Source organism: Planctobacterium sp. R6 (genome assembly GCF_055755215.1).
In genome coordinates this window covers 1-16,585 of the sequence record NZ_JBVTQY010000042.1, presented here as the reverse complement: position 1 = coordinate 16,585, position 16,585 = coordinate 1, and the positions used below count along the sequence as shown (strand labels likewise).

General features: G+C 47.4%; 14 protein-coding genes. 5 read left to right on the top strand and 9 right to left on the bottom strand.

Annotation, left to right across the window (positions count from 1 at the left end; translation table 11 throughout):
• The first annotated feature begins 224 nt into the window (after positions 1 to 224).
• The 4 genes from zigA (at position 225) to AC0J20_RS19440 (ending at position 5,734) form a co-directional block, all read left to right on the top strand.
• Positions 225 to 1,430 carry a zinc metallochaperone GTPase ZigA gene (gene zigA / locus AC0J20_RS19455; RefSeq protein WP_473023003.1) on the top strand — a complete coding sequence of 402 codons (1,206 nt, stop codon included), beginning with the start codon at positions 225 to 227 and terminating at the stop codon, positions 1,428 to 1,430.
• A 1-nt stretch (position 1,431) separates the two neighbouring features.
• The gene (locus AC0J20_RS19450; RefSeq protein ID WP_473023002.1) at positions 1,432 to 2,076 is read left to right on the top strand and encodes a DUF1826 domain-containing protein; all 645 of its coding nucleotides are present in this window, start codon (positions 1,432 to 1,434) and stop codon (positions 2,074 to 2,076) included.
• Positions 2,077 to 2,289: 213 nt separating this feature from the next.
• Positions 2,290 to 4,401, top strand: coding sequence for a TonB-dependent receptor (locus AC0J20_RS19445; RefSeq protein ID WP_473023001.1), 2,112 nt, complete (start codon positions 2,290 to 2,292; stop codon positions 4,399 to 4,401).
• Between the two features lie 61 nt (positions 4,402 to 4,462).
• Positions 4,463 to 5,734 carry a PepSY-associated TM helix domain-containing protein gene (locus AC0J20_RS19440; RefSeq protein ID WP_473023000.1) on the top strand — a complete coding sequence of 424 codons (1,272 nt, stop codon included), beginning with the start codon at positions 4,463 to 4,465 and terminating at the stop codon, positions 5,732 to 5,734.
• Positions 5,735 to 5,762: 28 nt separating this feature from the next.
• On the opposite strand, the gene AC0J20_RS19435 is transcribed toward AC0J20_RS19440, so the two are convergent.
• The 5 genes from AC0J20_RS19435 to acs all read right to left on the bottom strand — a co-directional run bounded on the left by AC0J20_RS19435 (position 5,763) and on the right by acs (position 11,933).
• The gene (locus tag AC0J20_RS19435; RefSeq protein WP_473022999.1) at positions 5,763 to 6,638 is read right to left on the bottom strand and encodes a hypothetical protein; all 876 of its coding nucleotides are present in this window, start codon (positions 6,636 to 6,638) and stop codon (positions 5,763 to 5,765) included.
• Between the two features lie 168 nt (positions 6,639 to 6,806).
• Complete coding sequence (locus AC0J20_RS19430; RefSeq protein WP_473023018.1) at positions 6,807 to 8,066, bottom strand: mechanosensitive ion channel family protein; 1,260 nt, start codon at positions 8,064 to 8,066, stop codon at positions 6,807 to 6,809.
• A 166-nt stretch (positions 8,067 to 8,232) separates the two neighbouring features.
• A complete protein-coding gene (locus AC0J20_RS19425; RefSeq protein WP_473022998.1) occupies positions 8,233 to 9,198 on the bottom strand; it encodes a calcium/sodium antiporter in 966 nt (321 codons plus the stop codon).
• Positions 9,199 to 9,332: 134 nt separating this feature from the next.
• Positions 9,333 to 9,977: a response regulator gene (locus AC0J20_RS19420; RefSeq protein WP_229528054.1), complete on the bottom strand. Its 645-nt coding sequence runs from the start codon at positions 9,975 to 9,977 to the stop codon at positions 9,333 to 9,335.
• A gap of 12 nt (positions 9,978 to 9,989) precedes the next feature.
• Positions 9,990 to 11,933 carry an acetate--CoA ligase gene (acs, locus tag AC0J20_RS19415; protein WP_473022997.1) on the bottom strand — a complete coding sequence of 648 codons (1,944 nt, stop codon included), beginning with the start codon at positions 11,931 to 11,933 and terminating at the stop codon, positions 9,990 to 9,992.
• A gap of 205 nt (positions 11,934 to 12,138) precedes the next feature.
• Between acs and AC0J20_RS19410 the strand changes: the two genes are divergently transcribed.
• Positions 12,139 to 13,299 (top strand): DcaP family trimeric outer membrane transporter, encoded by a 1,161-nt coding sequence (locus AC0J20_RS19410; protein WP_229528052.1) that lies wholly within the window; start codon positions 12,139 to 12,141, stop codon positions 13,297 to 13,299.
• A 138-nt stretch (positions 13,300 to 13,437) separates the two neighbouring features.
• Here AC0J20_RS19410 and AC0J20_RS19405 read toward each other — a convergent pair whose 3' ends face one another.
• The 4 genes from AC0J20_RS19405 to AC0J20_RS19390 all read right to left on the bottom strand — a co-directional run bounded on the left by AC0J20_RS19405 (position 13,438) and on the right by AC0J20_RS19390 (position 16,301).
• Positions 13,438 to 14,133, bottom strand: a complete 696-nt coding sequence (locus AC0J20_RS19405) for a type 1 glutamine amidotransferase (protein WP_473022996.1) — start codon at positions 14,131 to 14,133, stop codon at positions 13,438 to 13,440.
• A gap of 114 nt (positions 14,134 to 14,247) precedes the next feature.
• A complete protein-coding gene (locus AC0J20_RS19400; protein WP_473022995.1) occupies positions 14,248 to 14,988 on the bottom strand; it encodes a carbon-nitrogen hydrolase family protein in 741 nt (246 codons plus the stop codon).
• A gap of 90 nt (positions 14,989 to 15,078) precedes the next feature.
• Entirely contained in the window at positions 15,079 to 15,468 is a 390-nt protein-coding gene (locus AC0J20_RS19395; RefSeq protein WP_473022994.1) for an N-acetyltransferase, read from the bottom strand.
• 197 nt (positions 15,469 to 15,665) lie between these two features.
• A complete protein-coding gene (locus tag AC0J20_RS19390; RefSeq protein WP_473022993.1) occupies positions 15,666 to 16,301 on the bottom strand; it encodes a DUF6058 family natural product biosynthesis protein in 636 nt (211 codons plus the stop codon).
• Positions 16,302 to 16,585 lie beyond the last annotated feature (284 nt).

Here is a 16,585-nt window from a genome sequence, read left to right as displayed (position 1 = left end):
TGATTTTGATTTTCATCAACAATACGCATTTTTATCGGCATACCGATAAAAAATTTCAATTGTTCATATCAAACTGTTGAAACCTGTACCTTAATTCCCTTTCTCATTTTCCATTTGTGGCTATTGCAAAGACAATCAATTGTTATAATATAACATCTCCATATCTTTCTAAGACGTCACCGACACTCAACTTTTATTCTCAAATCATCTGGGTAAAAATCATTATGTCGCATAATTTTACACAACTGCCTGTTACCGTTCTTTCAGGGTTTCTTGGTGCCGGCAAAACCACGGTACTCAATCACATACTTAATAATCGCGAAGGTTTAAAAGTCGCTGTTATTGTCAATGATATGAGCGAAATCAATATTGATGCTGCAACAGTGCAAAATGAAATCAGCTTCAACCGCTCTGAAGAAAAGCTGGTAGAAATGAGCAATGGCTGTATTTGCTGTACCCTCAGAGAAGACCTTCTTGAAGAAGTAACCCGCTTAGCAAAAGATGGCAAATACGACTACCTGGTAATCGAATCCACGGGTATATCAGAACCTTTACCGGTAGCCGAAACTTTTACCTTTGCCGATGAAGACGGTATCAGTCTATCGGATGTGGCCAAATTAGATACCATGGTTACCGTAGTGGATGCCCTCAACTTTCTCAAAGATTATGACCAGGCCAGATCGCTGCAAGAGGTAGGTGAAAGTCTCGGAGAAGATGATGAGCGCAGTGTTGCTGACCTTCTTGTAGAGCAAATTGAATTTGCGGACGTTTTGCTGATCAGTAAAACCGATCTGGTGTCCACATCGGAATTGCAGCGGCTAAAGAGCATTCTCAGTACACTCAACACAGAAGCTGAACAGATCCCAATAGAGCATGGAAATGTACCTTTGAACCAGGTTCTGGCCACCGGCAAGTTTAGCTTTGAGAAAGCGCAACAGGCACCGGGATGGCTGAAGGAATTACGAGGCGAACATGTACCTGAAACAGAGGAATTTGGCATCAGTAGTTTTACCTTTGAAGCCAGACGTCCGTTCCATCCAGAAAAGTTCTATGATTTTCTGCACAGCAAAGATATCGCCGGAAAACTAATCCGCTCCAAAGGTTTCTTCTGGTTGGCAACTCGTCCACATTTTGCGGGAAGCTGGAGTCAGGCCGGTGGAATGGCCAGATATGGTGCCGCGGGGTTGTTCTGGAAAGCCCTGCCGCGTGATCAATGGCCAGAGGATCCAGAATACCTCAAGGAAATTGAAAAACGTTGGGTTGAACCATTTGGTGATATGCGGCAGGAACTAGTGTTTATTGGCCAGGGACTGAATAAAAAGGACATTGTTGCCCGCCTGAACAACTGTTTACTTACAGAGGCGCAGGTCTTAGAAGGTGTAGATAGCTGGTCAAATCTCCCCGATCCTTTTCCGGACTGGGGGCATTAAAATGGAAGCACTAAAAATAGCCGATTTTGTCGGTGCAGCGATTGACAACTCGCCAATGGTACTCAGTGAAATCTTCTCTGAAAATAATAGCCTGGTAGTTTGGCAACGAGCTAAAGATAAAACTATTAGTCACTATTTTTCTTCGATTTACAACGAATCTGGCATGGGTCTCAGGGGCGTTTATTCTATCGAATCACTTAGAGCAGAGCTGCAAGAAGAGCTACCCGACCGTGAAGGAAAGTATGCAGCCATTGAAGATATTTATCTGCTTTCGGATATGCTGACCTGCCTTTTCAACTGTGACAGCGTAGGGCTTCGACTAGTGCCACTGGCATCGGCAATGTGCCCGAAGTTTCACACTGATAACATTCAGGTGCGTTTGGTCAACACCTACCTGGGACCAGGAACAGAATGGATACCTCCTGGCTCAGCGTTGAGCGAATTCAATAAAAAACCTGTAAATCTGGCGAGTAACACTCCCGAGGTAAACAAAACCGATGTTCGGGTTAAACAATTATCCGCCTTTGATGTGGCACTATTAAAAGGCAGCGCCTGGGAAAACCAGGAGCATATGGCCTGCTTACATCGCTCCTGCCAGGTACCTGCAAACACCAGACGTGTATTGCTAACTCTGGACCCAATGTAAGTAAACAGCCAATATTGAGGAAGTTTCCGGGATTTTGTCATTCGGATCATAGTTTTTCTCGGCAAGCAAATTCCGGGTTTACCTCCCGACGTGGCTACAGCATTACCCGGCATTGGCTGCGGCAATTTGTCGCATTTATTTTAGTCACCAGTTTAGTAAATTAACTGGCAATTTTTAGTCCGTTAATTTACTAACCCAGAGTAACTATTACTAATGCAAAAGCCTCTGAAATTGCCGCTATACAGCGCATTGCTCACTCTAAACCTGTCACTCAGTGCCTATGCCGCGACCTCATCACCCGACGATAGCAGTGCCGAAAACGATGCTCTGGAAGTCATTGTAGTTACGGCCACCGGAAATGAGGAAACACTGTTCAATGCCTCTGTGACTATCGAAACGGTTTCAGCACAAGACAGTGAATTTGATCGTGCCACCTGGATTGGCGAAACCGTAAACCGTATGCCGGGTGTGTATTTTTCTAAACTCAGAGGCCCTGTGGATGCGCCATCCATCCGTCTGCCGGTCTCTTTTGATAATGTTTATTTGTATCTGCAGGACAACGTCCCCCTGCAGTCTCCCATTTCCTTTAATCACGCGGCTTTCTCGTATTCAGGCGCTTTAACCTCTCCTGGTGGTATGGAAATACTAAAAGGGCCTGGTACCGCCATCCATGGTTCTGACGCGTTAGCCGCAGTCGTGAATGTAAAGAGTAAACAACCGGTATATGAACCTGAAACCCTGATAAGTTATCGCTTTGGTGAAAACAATTTACAGGATCTTCGCTTTGATACATCCGGCGCGCTCAACGACAGTAACGCCGCCCGTCTGGCAGTGTCTTACCAGAGTGACGATGGCTGGCGTGATACCACCGCCTGGGACAGAACTCAGATCATTGCAAAACACCTGTATGAAGATAACGGCTGGGAAATTAACAATATTCTGAGCTACACCAAATTCGATTCCCAGATGGCAGGCGCACTGACGCCTGAAGCGTTGCAAAACGATCCGAAATCAGATGGTCTGGCGGACGCAGTTAACCGTGCAGAAGCCAGGGATAAAGCCGAGTACTTTCGACTGAGCTCAGAGCTCCAAAAAGCACTGTCGCAACACATTACTCTACAGATCACGCCCTATATACGCACCATTGACAGCCAGTATATGCACACCTGGGAGCCCGCCACGACCCCCATCACCAAAGGGGTTACCGATACGCTTGGCGTGCTTAGCAGATTGTATCTGAGCTGGAACGAAAGCAGTTCCACCATTTTGGGTCTGGATGCAGAACTAACCGACTTCGCCAGAACAACCGAACAAACCCGCACTACGCAAGTGGTTTGGGGCACAACCTACCCGCAAGGATTGCACCTTGACTACGACGTCAATTACACCAGCCTGGCTCCCTACATCCAGCACACCCAGTCTCTGTCGGAAAAACTTAGCCTGGTACTGGGTTTGAGATACGAGCATTCGGATTATGACTATACAAACCATCTCAGTAGCGCTGATTTTTCTGCTGAAAATCCATCACCCTTTTTACTTCTGGAAGAAAGAAAAGATAATTTCAGTGAATTGCTACCCAAAGCTTCTTTAAGCTACGCTATTTCTGAACGACACAATGTGTATCTGCGCTACGCTAAAGGATTTCGCATTCCCGATGATTCCGATTTGTACATACTCAGCAGTTCACAGGCGGAATTCTCACTGGAGCCTGAGACCATTCAAAGCTATGAACTGGGATATCGCGGCTGGTTAGGTGAAGGCATAAGTTTAAATGCCGCGGTTTATCGCATGATTGCCAAAGGCGGAATCGTAACAGGAATTGCAACGCCTGCCGGCAACATATCAGTCAATGGCGGTGAAGAGCAGTACCAGGGAATTGAACTGGGATTACAGGCGCAACTCAGTGACGAACTGATGCTGACGCTGGCCGGCGCCACGACAGACAATAGCGTAAAGCGTAAGTTTTCTGATACCCAAAGCACACTGGATGGTAAAACGCTAATCAACTCCCCGGACCCGATTGTGAATGTGCGCCTGCAATACCAACCCAAAGTGTTGTCCGGATTATCCGCAGAACTGGAAATTCAACACACCGGCAGTTGGTACCTGGACGAAGCTAACACCCGCAAAACCGACGCTGAAAACCTGTTGAACCTGCGAATGGAATACGCGTTCACCGAGGCTTTGCTATTTGATATCAAGGTACAAAACCTGCTGGATAACGATTATTTGCTCACCGCGGAAGCCCCGGTTTGGGCACCAGAAGGCCGGTTCAGACCAGGCGCACCCAGAACTTTTTCTGCGGGTCTGAGTTACACATTTTAATCCGAACAGGCTGCCTGGCATAACAACTCAGGCACAAGCCAGGCAACAAGGTACAGATATTATGGCAATTCGCGACGGGCTTTATCCGACAATTTGGCGCTGGCACTTTTACGCCGGCATTCTGATCACCCCCATCATGCTGGTGATGGCCATCACCGGCGGCATTTACCTGTTTCAACATGAAATAGAAGATGCCCTTTATGGCGAGCTTTTTTATCGTCAGGATGTCAGACAACCGGTCAGTAATGTCGACCACGATGCCATAGTGAATGCCGCCAAAAAAGAACTGCCCGGCGGCATTTTAAACAGCTACCGACCCGCCCATGGTATACAAGAAAACGCCAGAGTCACCCTGACCGATACCCACCAGCAGCGGACCACAATCATGGTGAACCCTGATACGTTAACCGCAGTGGGCAGCATCAATGACAGTTGGCGTCTGACAGCCATTGCCAAACAAATTCACGGCGGATTGATGGCGGGGACATTGGGTGAAGTACTGGTTGAATTAGTGGCCTGTTGGACCATTATCATGATCGTCACCGGGCTTTATCTATGGTGGCCCAGAATAAAGGGGTTACGTGGAGCACTGATTCCTCGCCTCAATCAATCCAGTCGTATAGCCTGGCGCGATTTTCATGCCATCCCCGGATTTTTACTCTCTGTCTGGATGCTGGTGATTATTGCCACCGGCCTGCCCTGGTCGGTAGTCTGGGGGAATTTGCTGGACCAATTCGCCATTGGTATCAATCAGGCGTTTCCCCAGGAAGTATTCAGCCGTCGCCCGCAATCACAACCCGCTACCATTCCCGGACAGACTCAGGTATCCGTTAATCAATTAGTTCATACGGCCCATCAAAACGGTTTTCATCATGGTTTTGAAATTCAGTCTCCCTGGGGGCCAAATGGCAGTTTCGCCATTATGCCAGGCCATCACGGGCGAGACCTGGCCGGTAACCGATACCTGTTTGTGGATCAGTATTCAGGCTCAGTGTTACTGAAAATCGAATGGCAGGATATCGGAGCCATAGGACAAGCCACGTCCATTGGCATCAGTCTGCACGAAGGGCGCTTGTTTGGCCGAAGCAATCAGATCATCAACTTGATAGCCCTGATAGTGCTTATCTGGATGGGGATCAGCGGAATGATCCTGTGGCTAAAACGCAAACCCGAAGGTTCCCTGGGAGCCCCCAAAGCGCGACGGGGTATACAACCCTCCAGGGCATTGGGTATCACTGTATTAACACTGGCCATCGCCTTGCCGCTGGCGGGACTCAGTATGTTATGTGTCTGGCTGCTGGACAAAACCCTTAACCGGGTCAGAGCAGTTTAGCTTCAGAGCTGACTGGAACTGTGTGGCTTCACTTGTGGCCACTGAGATTGAGGTAGTTTGGACTGGCCTTTAGATCTGTATCAGGTTCAGGGTTTTGCAAATAGATAAAGCGCGCCGTTTCCCATTGTGATAGTGGAAATATATGTTTGGTGTAGTCGTGTTCCTCGAGCAACCTGCGATAACTGCCGTTGTGAATAACCCGACGAAATGCCGTGGTTAAGCGCTCAGCTAACAGCGCATCCGAATGCCGGACATAGAGATATGACGCAAAGTCATACTGGATGACAAGGGATTTATCCATCATGACGGAAGGAAAAGTCCGTTGATAGTTTGCCAGCTCGCTGACGACTTCGTGGATGCCTCGAGGAAACATATCGCAACGCCCCTGAAACAGCATTTTTACCATAGACTGGTTGTTAGAAACCCGTGCCACAGCGATGCCATTGTATTCGAGTATGTCAGCGTCCAGCCAGGTCTCGCCCTGACAGGCCCGGAAAGCTTTTAAGTCATCCAGGCTGGCAATCCCGGCGAAGCGTTCGGCATCTTCGCTGCGGATCAGTGCAATGCGATAACCCAGTAGTCCCCCCACAACAGGCAAAGGGATTTTGATGGCCTGATTGTTCAACTGCTTTTTGGCACCCGCCCAGTTAATATCAATCACTTTGCGTCTTAACAGGACTTCCAGCTTTTGTTTTCGGTAACCATCTTCGGCAATTTCAAGTAACTGGTAATGGTCTGACAACTCAGGCTCATGCCAGAGCAGATTCATAAATTCAGAGAAAAAAAGCTGACCTGTGTGGGCGTTTTCTGCATGTCCTAAAATCTTTACCGGTTGTTTTGCCGATGCAAAACCACACACAAAAAGCACAACAACAATCGTGAAACAACGAAAAACACTTTGCATAAAGTATGCGCCTGTCTCAAATTCCAAATTCAGCGGCAGTCAGGCCCAAAGTATAGTGCAAAAACAAGCAACTGACAGGGCGTGCTTGTTTTTGTGGGTGAGCGTCAGCTTTCGGCAAAACCAGCCTGAAGCGCCACCGATAACAGAACCTATGGATTACAGTTGCGGTTATTCGGAAGTGGTATTGCGCATTGTCATTGCAGAGCCATCCAGCACCCGCACTTCGCGCTGCGGGAACGGAATTTCGATATTGTACTCGCGCAAGGTTTCAAACACGATCAACAGCAAATCACCACCAACGCGATTCTTACCATCGTCTATACCCACCATCCAGAACTCCACAAACATATTTACGCCGGAGTCGCCAAAGGAGTCAATTTCACAATCGGGGCGCTCTTCAAATGGAATGTCTTCACCACTGATAACCTGAGGATGTTGGCCTACGGCCTCTTTGATAATGTCGCACATGGCGCGAATATCGGTTTTATAGGCCACACTGAAATCAATGCGATAGCGCTGTTTTGGATCTTTGTGGGTCCAGTTGATCATCAAAGAATTAATGAACTTCTCATTGGGCACGAGTATGTCTTTGCCGTCATAGGTTTCCAGCACGGTGTACCGCATGCGAAACTCCCGTACGAAACCTTTGCTGCCGTCTTCCAGCTCCACGAAATCACCGATGGTGAGTGAGTGATCCATCAGTATGATGATCCCTGAAATAAAGTTCGACGCAATACTTTGCAGGCCCAGACCTAACCCAACACCCACGGCTCCACCAAATACCGCCAGGGCAGTCAGGTTGATACCCATAATGTTGAGCAACAACACAAACATGACGCAGAACAGCGCCACTTCAAAGACCTTGGTAAAGACTTCCTTCGTGGTGACATCCAGCTTTTGATGATTGCGAATAATCTCTTTACCAACATTGCGGGACGCCCTGCCCAGCCAAAACAGCACCACACCAAATATCACCACTCTGGCGACACCGTAGCTTGATACCTGTACGTTGCCGATGGTTATGGCCATGGATTCCATCACCGCCACAATCCCAGGCAATATGCCCACCAGATGCAAAAATACGATGGGCAATATTACCCAGCGCATAAACATGGCGATGTTTTCACTGTCTACCAAAGCCCGCACAACGGTATTTAAAAACAATAATACCGCGACCACCAAAGCGACATTGAGCAACCAGGCATCAAACTGATATTGCTCGCCCAACACGGTAGACAGTTTTAAGAAGGAGATAGACAGAATGGGAAAAATAATGCCAACTAATTTGTGCCCCAGTACTTTCAGAGTATGAGCACCGCTTTCCGGTGGTTTAGCCGCAGGCGCAATGCGATTGCGTATCTGAGCGGCGGTCAAAAACGCGAACAAATAGATAGTCAATATAATAGATAATTGCACCACAAAGCCCATACTTAATACGGCTTCCTGTGCTGTTAACCAATACTGATTTAACGTTGTGCCCAACGAGTTAGTGGCAAGATCAAAGGGATCAGAAACGCGGTTAGTAGTTGTCATAAAATGTGCTTACTCATTGGGGTCATACCAAACAGTACTCAGTATAGCTGAACCTGATGGCTTAAAATTGGGTTGTGATCAAATAATAGTTATACAGAATAAAGCAAGTAAAAAATGCGAAACCTTCGTAACGGTTGATTCTGCCAGGCCCTTTAATGCCCAGACAAAAAACCATCAATGCGATAGTCAATGCCGTCATTATCATGCCATCGCGATACAAAAAGGTCGAATCCACCTGAATAGGATTAATCACCCCGGCAACACCGGCAACGGCCAACAGATTAAACAAATTCGAGCCTACAACGTTACCAATCGCTAATTCGTGCTCGTTTTTCCGCACGGCTATGATGGAAGATATGAGCTCGGGCAACGAGGTACCAATGCCGATAATGGTTAAACCGATGATCAAATCACTAACCTGAAAATACTGCGCAACTTCCACCGCTCCCCAAACCAGTACCCGGGAGCTGACAACTAACAAAATTAGCCCGGCCACCAACCAAAACAAATAGGAACGCAAAGCGGATTTCTCAGTACGAACCGCGTCAGCAACATCGTCCACCAGCGGATCTTTGGGTTGTTTAATGGTTTGCCAGACGCTCCATGATATTAAAATAACCAGGATACCCAACAGGGTGAAGGCTTCATCTGTGGACAAGGTTAAGTCTGTTAGTTGCCAAACTGACAAAAAGGTTACCGCCAGTAAGATGGGCAACTCTTTGCGCACAATGCCAGATTTCACCGCAATCGGGCATAACAGCGCAGTTAACCCTACAATCAAGGTGGTATTCGCGATGTTGGAACCATAAACGTTGCCCAGTGCCAGACCGCCATTGCCTTGCAAAGAGGCAAACACAGACACAATGATCTCGGGAGCCGAGGTACCAAACCCGATAATAAACATACCGATAAACAAGGGAGAAACGCCGAGGTATCCGGCGGTTTTAGCTGCCCCGTGTATGAAACGCTCAGCGCTCCAGACCAGTAGCGGTAATCCGATTAAAATTGCCAGGGTGGGCCAAATCATAGGTGCAAATCTCCGGTCGCTGAGACCTTTATCAGAAAACCGGATTATCAGGGTAAACAGTGAAAATACAAAAACAATATTTCAGCGTTTGTTGCGTTTCGCTTACCCAAATGTGGACAGCACAGGTTTTGCCGTTATTCCGGCGCCTGTAATTTAAGTTGATTGGCAATCAGTACCGCCTGAGTGCGGTTGGTAATATCCAGCTTGCGCAATACCGAGGTAACATGGGTTTTTACGGTTTTTTCTGCGATACCCAGTTGGTAACCGATTTGTTTATTGAGAAGCCCGTCCCGCAACAAACACAATACCTTGTATTGAGACGGTGTCAGGGTAGCAACTTTATCCGCCAGTGCACTGAACTCTTCATCGCTGTCGCCCAGTTGACCGGCCACTCGCTCAGGTACCCAGGTTTCCCCTAAAAGCATTTGCTTGATGGCTTCTACCACTTCTTCAGCCGGAGTTATTTTAGGTACAAAGCCCATAGCACCAGCGTCCATCACCTTGCTGACAATCTCCACCTGCTCCAGGCCGGAGACAACCGCCACCGGAATTTCAGGGTGTAACTTGCGGATGTGCAACAAACCAAATAAGTCATCACTGCCAGGCATGTGTAAATCCAGTAACAACAAATCCAGATCAGGGGTTTCTTTGAGCAAAGCCAGGGTGCTTTGCATATCGGCGGCTTCCAGGATCACAGAATCGGGTAAACGCGCCCCTAACGAGATGCGCAAGGCATCCCGATAAAGAGGGTGATCATCTGCAATCAGGATAACCGACACGATAGGCTCTCGTTACCCTTGAGAACGGTTCATACGATTTTCAATCAGGGTGTCGACAATCGCCGGATCAGCGAGTGTAGAAGTATCTCCGAGACTGGCGAAATCATCGGCAGCGATTTTCCGCAGTATCCGGCGCATAATTTTGCCGGAGCGGGTTTTAGGTAACCCCGGTGTCCACTGCATTAAATCTGGAGAAGCAATCGGACTGAGTTCCTGACGTACCCATTTGACCACTTCTTTGGTTAATTCATCAGTAACCTGGGTTCCGGAGACCGGAATAACATAAACGTAAATCCCCTGCCCCTTGATGTCATGGGGATAACCCACCACCGCTGCCTCAGCAATAGCCGGATGAGATACCAGAGCACTTTCAATTTCGGCTGTACCTAAACGATGACCAGAAACATTCAATACATCATCCACCCGTCCGGTTATCCAGTAGTGACCATCTTCATCGCGTCGCGCACCGTCACCTGTAAAGTAGTTGCCAGGATAGGTAGAGAAATAGGTCTGCTCAAAGCGCTCGTGATCACCCCACAAGGTACGCGCCTGGCCGGGCCAACTGCGTTTGATGATCAGGTTTCCTTCTGTCGCACCTTGCAGTGCCCGCCCTTCGTTATCCACCAATTCAGGTTCGATACCAAAAAACGGATTCGTAGCAGAGCCGGGTTTCATTTCTGTGGCTCCGGGAAGCGGAGTAATCATCATGCCCCCGGTTTCGGTTTGCCACCAGGTATCCACAATCGGGCAACGGCTGTTACCTAATACCCGGTGATACCATTGCCAGGCTTCCGGATTTATTGGCTCACCCACAGACCCCAAAATGCGCAATGAGGCTCTGCTGGAGCCCTCACCGGCAAAGTCGCCTTTGCACATCAGAGCGCGAATTGCGGTGGGCGCAGTATACAGAATATTTACCTGATGTTTATCGACTATCTGGCCGATGCGACGCTCATCCGGGTAGGTGGGCACACCTTCAAACATCAGTGTCGTGGCTCCATTGGCCAGCGGACCATAAACAATATAGGTATGTCCGGTGATCCAGCCTACATCAGCCGCACACCAGTACACTTCTCCTGGTTGATAATCAAACACGGCCTGATGCGTGGTGGCTGCGTAAACCAGATACCCACCGGTGGTGTGTAAAACCCCTTTGGGTTTCCCGGTAGAGCCCGATGTGTACAAAATAAATAACGGATCTTCGGCATTCATCGCCTGCGGTTCATAGTGCGAGTCACATTCAGCCAACAGGGTTTCCGCTGCCACGTCAACGCTGCCCATCGGCACATCCAGACCAGTAGCATTAAAGACCAGGACATGACTGATAGTGGGGCACGCCTTGTCACTCAATGCGGCATCGACGTTTGCTTTCAGGGGAACCGATTTACTGCCGCGACGCCCGGCATCTGCGGTGATCACCACTTTGGCCTGACAATCGTTAACCCGGTCGGCAATCGCATTAGGAGAAAAGCCACCAAAAATCACTGAATGCACGGCGCCAATGCGGGCACACGCCAGCATGGCATAAGCCGCCTCAGGGATCATGGGCATGTAAATAGCCACCCGGTCGCCTTTTTCAACACCGAGCTTTTTCAGGCCATTCGCCAGTTTGCACACTTCGTCGTGCAGCTCCTGAAAGCTGATGTTTTTATCTTCATCAGCGCTGTCACCTTCCCAGATAATCGCAGTATCACTGGCGCGCTCAGCCAGATGTCGATCGATACAATTAGCACTGACATTTAGCTCACCATCGGCAAACCAGTTGATGTTCACTTCACCCGGCTGAAACCCGCCTTCAAACCCTTTGCTGGGCGCTTTAATCCAGTCCAGCGTACTGGCTTTTTGCAACCAAAAGTCGTCGTTGTTTTGCATCGACGCCTGGTACTGTTGCAGATAATCTTGTTGTGTAATTTGGTAATCGCGCTCAATGGCTTGCTGATCTACAGGCATATTCATAACCACCCTTCCAGGATTTAAGATAATTCCGACCACTTTAATATAGTGCCGCTAAATTCCATATGGGACTTTGGTCCCGACTCTGATGTCTGGCTCAGGGACAATGTTTCTCAGACTTTGGTCCCATCAGACCATAGCCCTATATCAAAATAACGCAAATGGGGTCATTTTTAAAAGCGTGTTCCATAGCTTCTGGTAATAAAAAATGAAAAAAATCATGTCGCCTCTGCTCCTGCTTCTGTTGGCCGGCCAGTCCCACTTTGGCCTGGCAAACCCTATCAACAATACCGAATTTGGTTTTTCCGGTTATGTAAAACTGGACGCCATCGCCAGTAATTATAGTGATGGCACCCTGGCATCCGGTAATATCGGTCGGGACTTTTACATTCCCAGTTTAACCCCCGTGGCGGGAATGGATGAAGATACCCAATTTGATGCTCATATCCGACAATCGCGTTTTCGCTTTACCACCTCAACCAAACTGGACAATCAGGACACCATAAAAGGTGTACTGGAGTTTGATATGCAGGTGGTCCCGGATGGTGATGAGCGTATCAGCAACAGCCACCAGCCACGAATCCGTCATGCTTTCCTGACCTATAAAAACTGGCTGTTTGGGCAAACCTGGACCACCTTTCAGGATGTTTCTGCCCTGCCCGAAACCCTGGATTTTATCGGAGTTACCGACGGCACTATTTTCGCCCGTCAGGCGCTGGTGCGTTATACGCAGGGCCCTTTTCAAATCGCCCTGGAAAACCCTGAATCGACCATTACGCCTTACGGAGGTGGAGGTCGCATCGTCAGCGATGACAATGCCGTGCCGGATCTGGTATTGCGCTACAATCATCAACGCGACTGGGGCCATTTCATGGTGGCCGCACTGGTACGTCAACTGGCCTACAAAAATCAACAGGGCGGTAATGATATCGACAGCACCGAAACCAGCTACGGTATCAGCCTTGGTGCCAAATTTAAGTTTGGTCAGGACGACCTGCGGCTGATGTTTAATACCGGTGCCGGGTTGGGCCGCTATTCGGCGTTAAATGCCGTCAATGGCGCGGTATTAGATGCCAACAACGAACTTCAGGCCATTGATTCCACCGGCTACGCCATATCCTATCGACACCTCTGGAACAATCAGTGGCGTTCCAACTTCACCTACTCTGCCTTCAACGCAGATAACGATACCGACCTTACCGGACTAAGCGCAACCGAATCCACCTGGAGTACAAGGGCTAATTTGCTTTTCTCGCCGTCGAAAGAATTAACCTTTGGGGCTGAATACGCCTTTGCGAAACGGGAAATTGAAAGCGGCCTGGAAGGGGACATGAATCGCCTGCAATTTTCCGCGAAATACGCCTTCTGATAGTGCATATCCCCCATTAAAGTGCTCTTTTTAAAAGAGCACTTTCATTGTGTTTGCTTGTCTATGGAAAAGGGCCAGGGATTCTATGCCATTCAGTGTCGTGTTTTGCCGTCATGTCTGGTGCAAGATGCTCACCTGTCAGTGATTACCCGCATGCAAATACGCCAAAATATTGCTCATCAAGAAATTTATGAATGAGTAGCTCTCATCGGACACGGATAAAATCTCGGATTCGGTCTGGATAAAGGCACCTTCAACGAGTTCATCTTTACAATTTTCCACAATTGCCCGTGCGGATTCAGGTGTCGTTTCCAAATGAAATTGCAATCCGATAACATGCTTACCGATTTGAAAAGCCTGATTTTCACAGCCCTCACTCCTTGCAAGCTGCTTTGCACCAACAGGCAGGCTATAAGTTTCTCCATGCCAATGGAATACGTTTATTTCTTCCGGAAACTGAAAAACGGAAGCGTTTTCTGGTTGCACCGCCTCTACCTGGAACCACCCGATTTCTGCTAATGAGTTGGGGTAAACTTGCCCACCCATGGCACTTGCAATAAGTTGTGCTCCAAGGCAGATACCCAAAACAGGTTTCCCCGCCGTTATTGCACTTTTAATGAACTCTTTTTCATTTTTCAGCCAGGGAAAACCCGCTTCATCATTGACGCTCATGGGACCGCCCAATACCACCAGGAAATCAATATCTTCTATTTTAGGCAAGGCCTCAGCGTTAAAAAGTTGAGTGCCTGATATTTGGTAGCCTGCGCTTTGGAGCCAGAATTCAATACTACCCAAACCTTCAAATGGTACATGTTGTAAATAATGTGCTCGCATTTCGCATCCTGTTTTTTATTGCTAATGTTTAAATTAAAGTGCAGAGCCTTGTTGGTTAAGCGCTATATGAAAAATACTCAGTCAGCCACATAATGTTGCCCCTAAACTGCCGCGTTAGATTGCAATGACACAACCACTCCAACCAGTGGCACATTGTTCTGCAACCACTATTGCTGATTGGGTTTCATTCGCTGTTGCTAACAAACCATCTTTACTCCAAATCGCACTTTTTCCTGCTGCTGCCCACCCACCGGTAGGGCGATTGTGATTTGCCATAGCAACGAGCATGTCAAATTTTTTTGCGTAATTCTTCATAACTTCCGTGTCCGCCTGGTAACCGCCCTCGGTAACAAGCACGCCAGCAACGTATATTGCGGCACCTAACCCAAAATAATGTTCCGCGTGTTTTTCATTATTTGTGTCTGCACATATTGCGTTGGCAACCAGGTAACCACCCAAGTTAACATGATGAAAATGCTCCCCTTTATCAAAAAACTTATCCTCCCCTGGATGTAAATTCATCTTGGCGTAAGATTCCACCGTTCCTGCTGCTGAAATAATAAGCAGTCCAATTTTAGGTAAGTTTTCACCTTTCAACGGAGCTCCTGCGCCGATACTAATATTTTTGTCAATAGCCATATCAATTAAGGGCTGCAGGCGGCTATCTTCGTGAGTAAACGATAATTCTTTTGCCAGCTCAGGCTCGTAGCCCGTCAGGGAAAGTTCCGGAAACACAATATAGGAAACATTGTATTCCGCTGCTTTTGCGACTGCTTTTAAATGTGTCGCTATATTGCTTTTCACATTGCCTTTTACCGAGGCAACCTGCGCTACAGCTATTTTTAAAGCTTGCATTCAACTGTCCCTGAAGTATTGCATTCCAACAACCGGTATTGCATTACCGCATTTGACACCGGAATCGCGTTGTTAATTAATTTATGAGAGTCATTGAGCATTGTGTTGCCCAACAGACAGGTGATAGGTAATAAAATTGCGACCTAAAAGCTGACTGCGATAGACTTTGGTGGCCATTCTGGCCAGTGCTTTGTACTCACGCCTGGTGTCTAACAAATGAAACCGTACTTCTTTATGTCCCAGTTCGCTTGCCCACAACATAAGAGTCTTGAAAATTGCCCTACCCGAACCCCAAAATCTTTGTGAAAGAACGATAGCTAATTCGAAACCGCTATCATCCGGTTGAATTCCGCACCAACCTGCCAGCACTCCCCCTACAGATACCACACGAACTCGACATCCCGGAGCGGTATCCACTTCATTCTTCTCTTCAATCCATGCCTGAATACTTTCGGTATTGAAGCGTGGATGTTTGATCAAATGTGTCCTCAAAGAATCCTCGTTTACGACGACCATTAAATCTTTTGGAGCAACTTGCTTAAAACTCAAATATTCAATATTGCACATTTCTGGATACATCCTGGTATTGCGCCTCGCTTAACTGGCGCAACAGCAAACTGAAACTGGTGGCGATGGAGAACAAGCCTGTAGGTATGCGTCCCTGGTGAATGTGCTTGTTACTTTCCCAGTTTGTACTTGCGACGAACCTCATTAACTAAACGTTGGCGAGAACTTTTAAATCTCTCATGAGGCGCAAATAAGGCACTAACAGAGTCCAATAGATTAACTGCACGTTCCAGCCGGTTTAATTGCCCCTCATCCAAACCAGAAAGTTCAGTAAGTTCGGTAATCTCGAGTATTGCAAGTTCTTTAGCCGCGATATCTTCTGGTAAACCTGACTTGGTACAGAGACCATAAATGCCTTTTAAAAAATGAGACCATTCCTCTTCTATATGTAGATCAATACCTTCATTGACTTTATGATGACTGGCCGCATGGCCAATATTTTTCAAGCTGTTTAAAGTGGTTTTGTAACGTTCAGAAAAAGACCGGAAAACGGCATTATTACTTGCACGGTTTTTAATACCAGACAACCAGGAAATGTACCCCTTTGCATAATACTCCAGCTCTTGATTATCGCTGTGCAAACCAAAGAAAGAGTCACTTTCCAAATTTAGCTTTAGCTTATACGAACACTGGGGCATTACGCCCTGCTCCTGAAGTACTTTCAGTTCTTCTTCAGAAACTTTTGAGAGTTCAAGCAACTCACATTTAGTGAGAAAATGCTCATTTAAATACTTAATTAATTCCATAAACTTCGAATCCCATTCATCAACTTAAACCTCCTGCAAATTCCTTTAGGCTCTATTTATGACGCCATTTATTCATCCGGTTTCTAACGAATGATATGGATTCCCCACTTTTTTGGCACTGATGTGCCATAGTGAAATTGTGAGATTTCTGAACAAGATGGAGAGTCCATTTGACTATTAAAGTTCTTGGCATTGATTTAGCCAAATTGAATCGCCCCGGTAAATTCGGAGGCGGATTTGTTTGAGCTATGCTGCCGCATGTTCGCCTAATTGTCGATAATAGT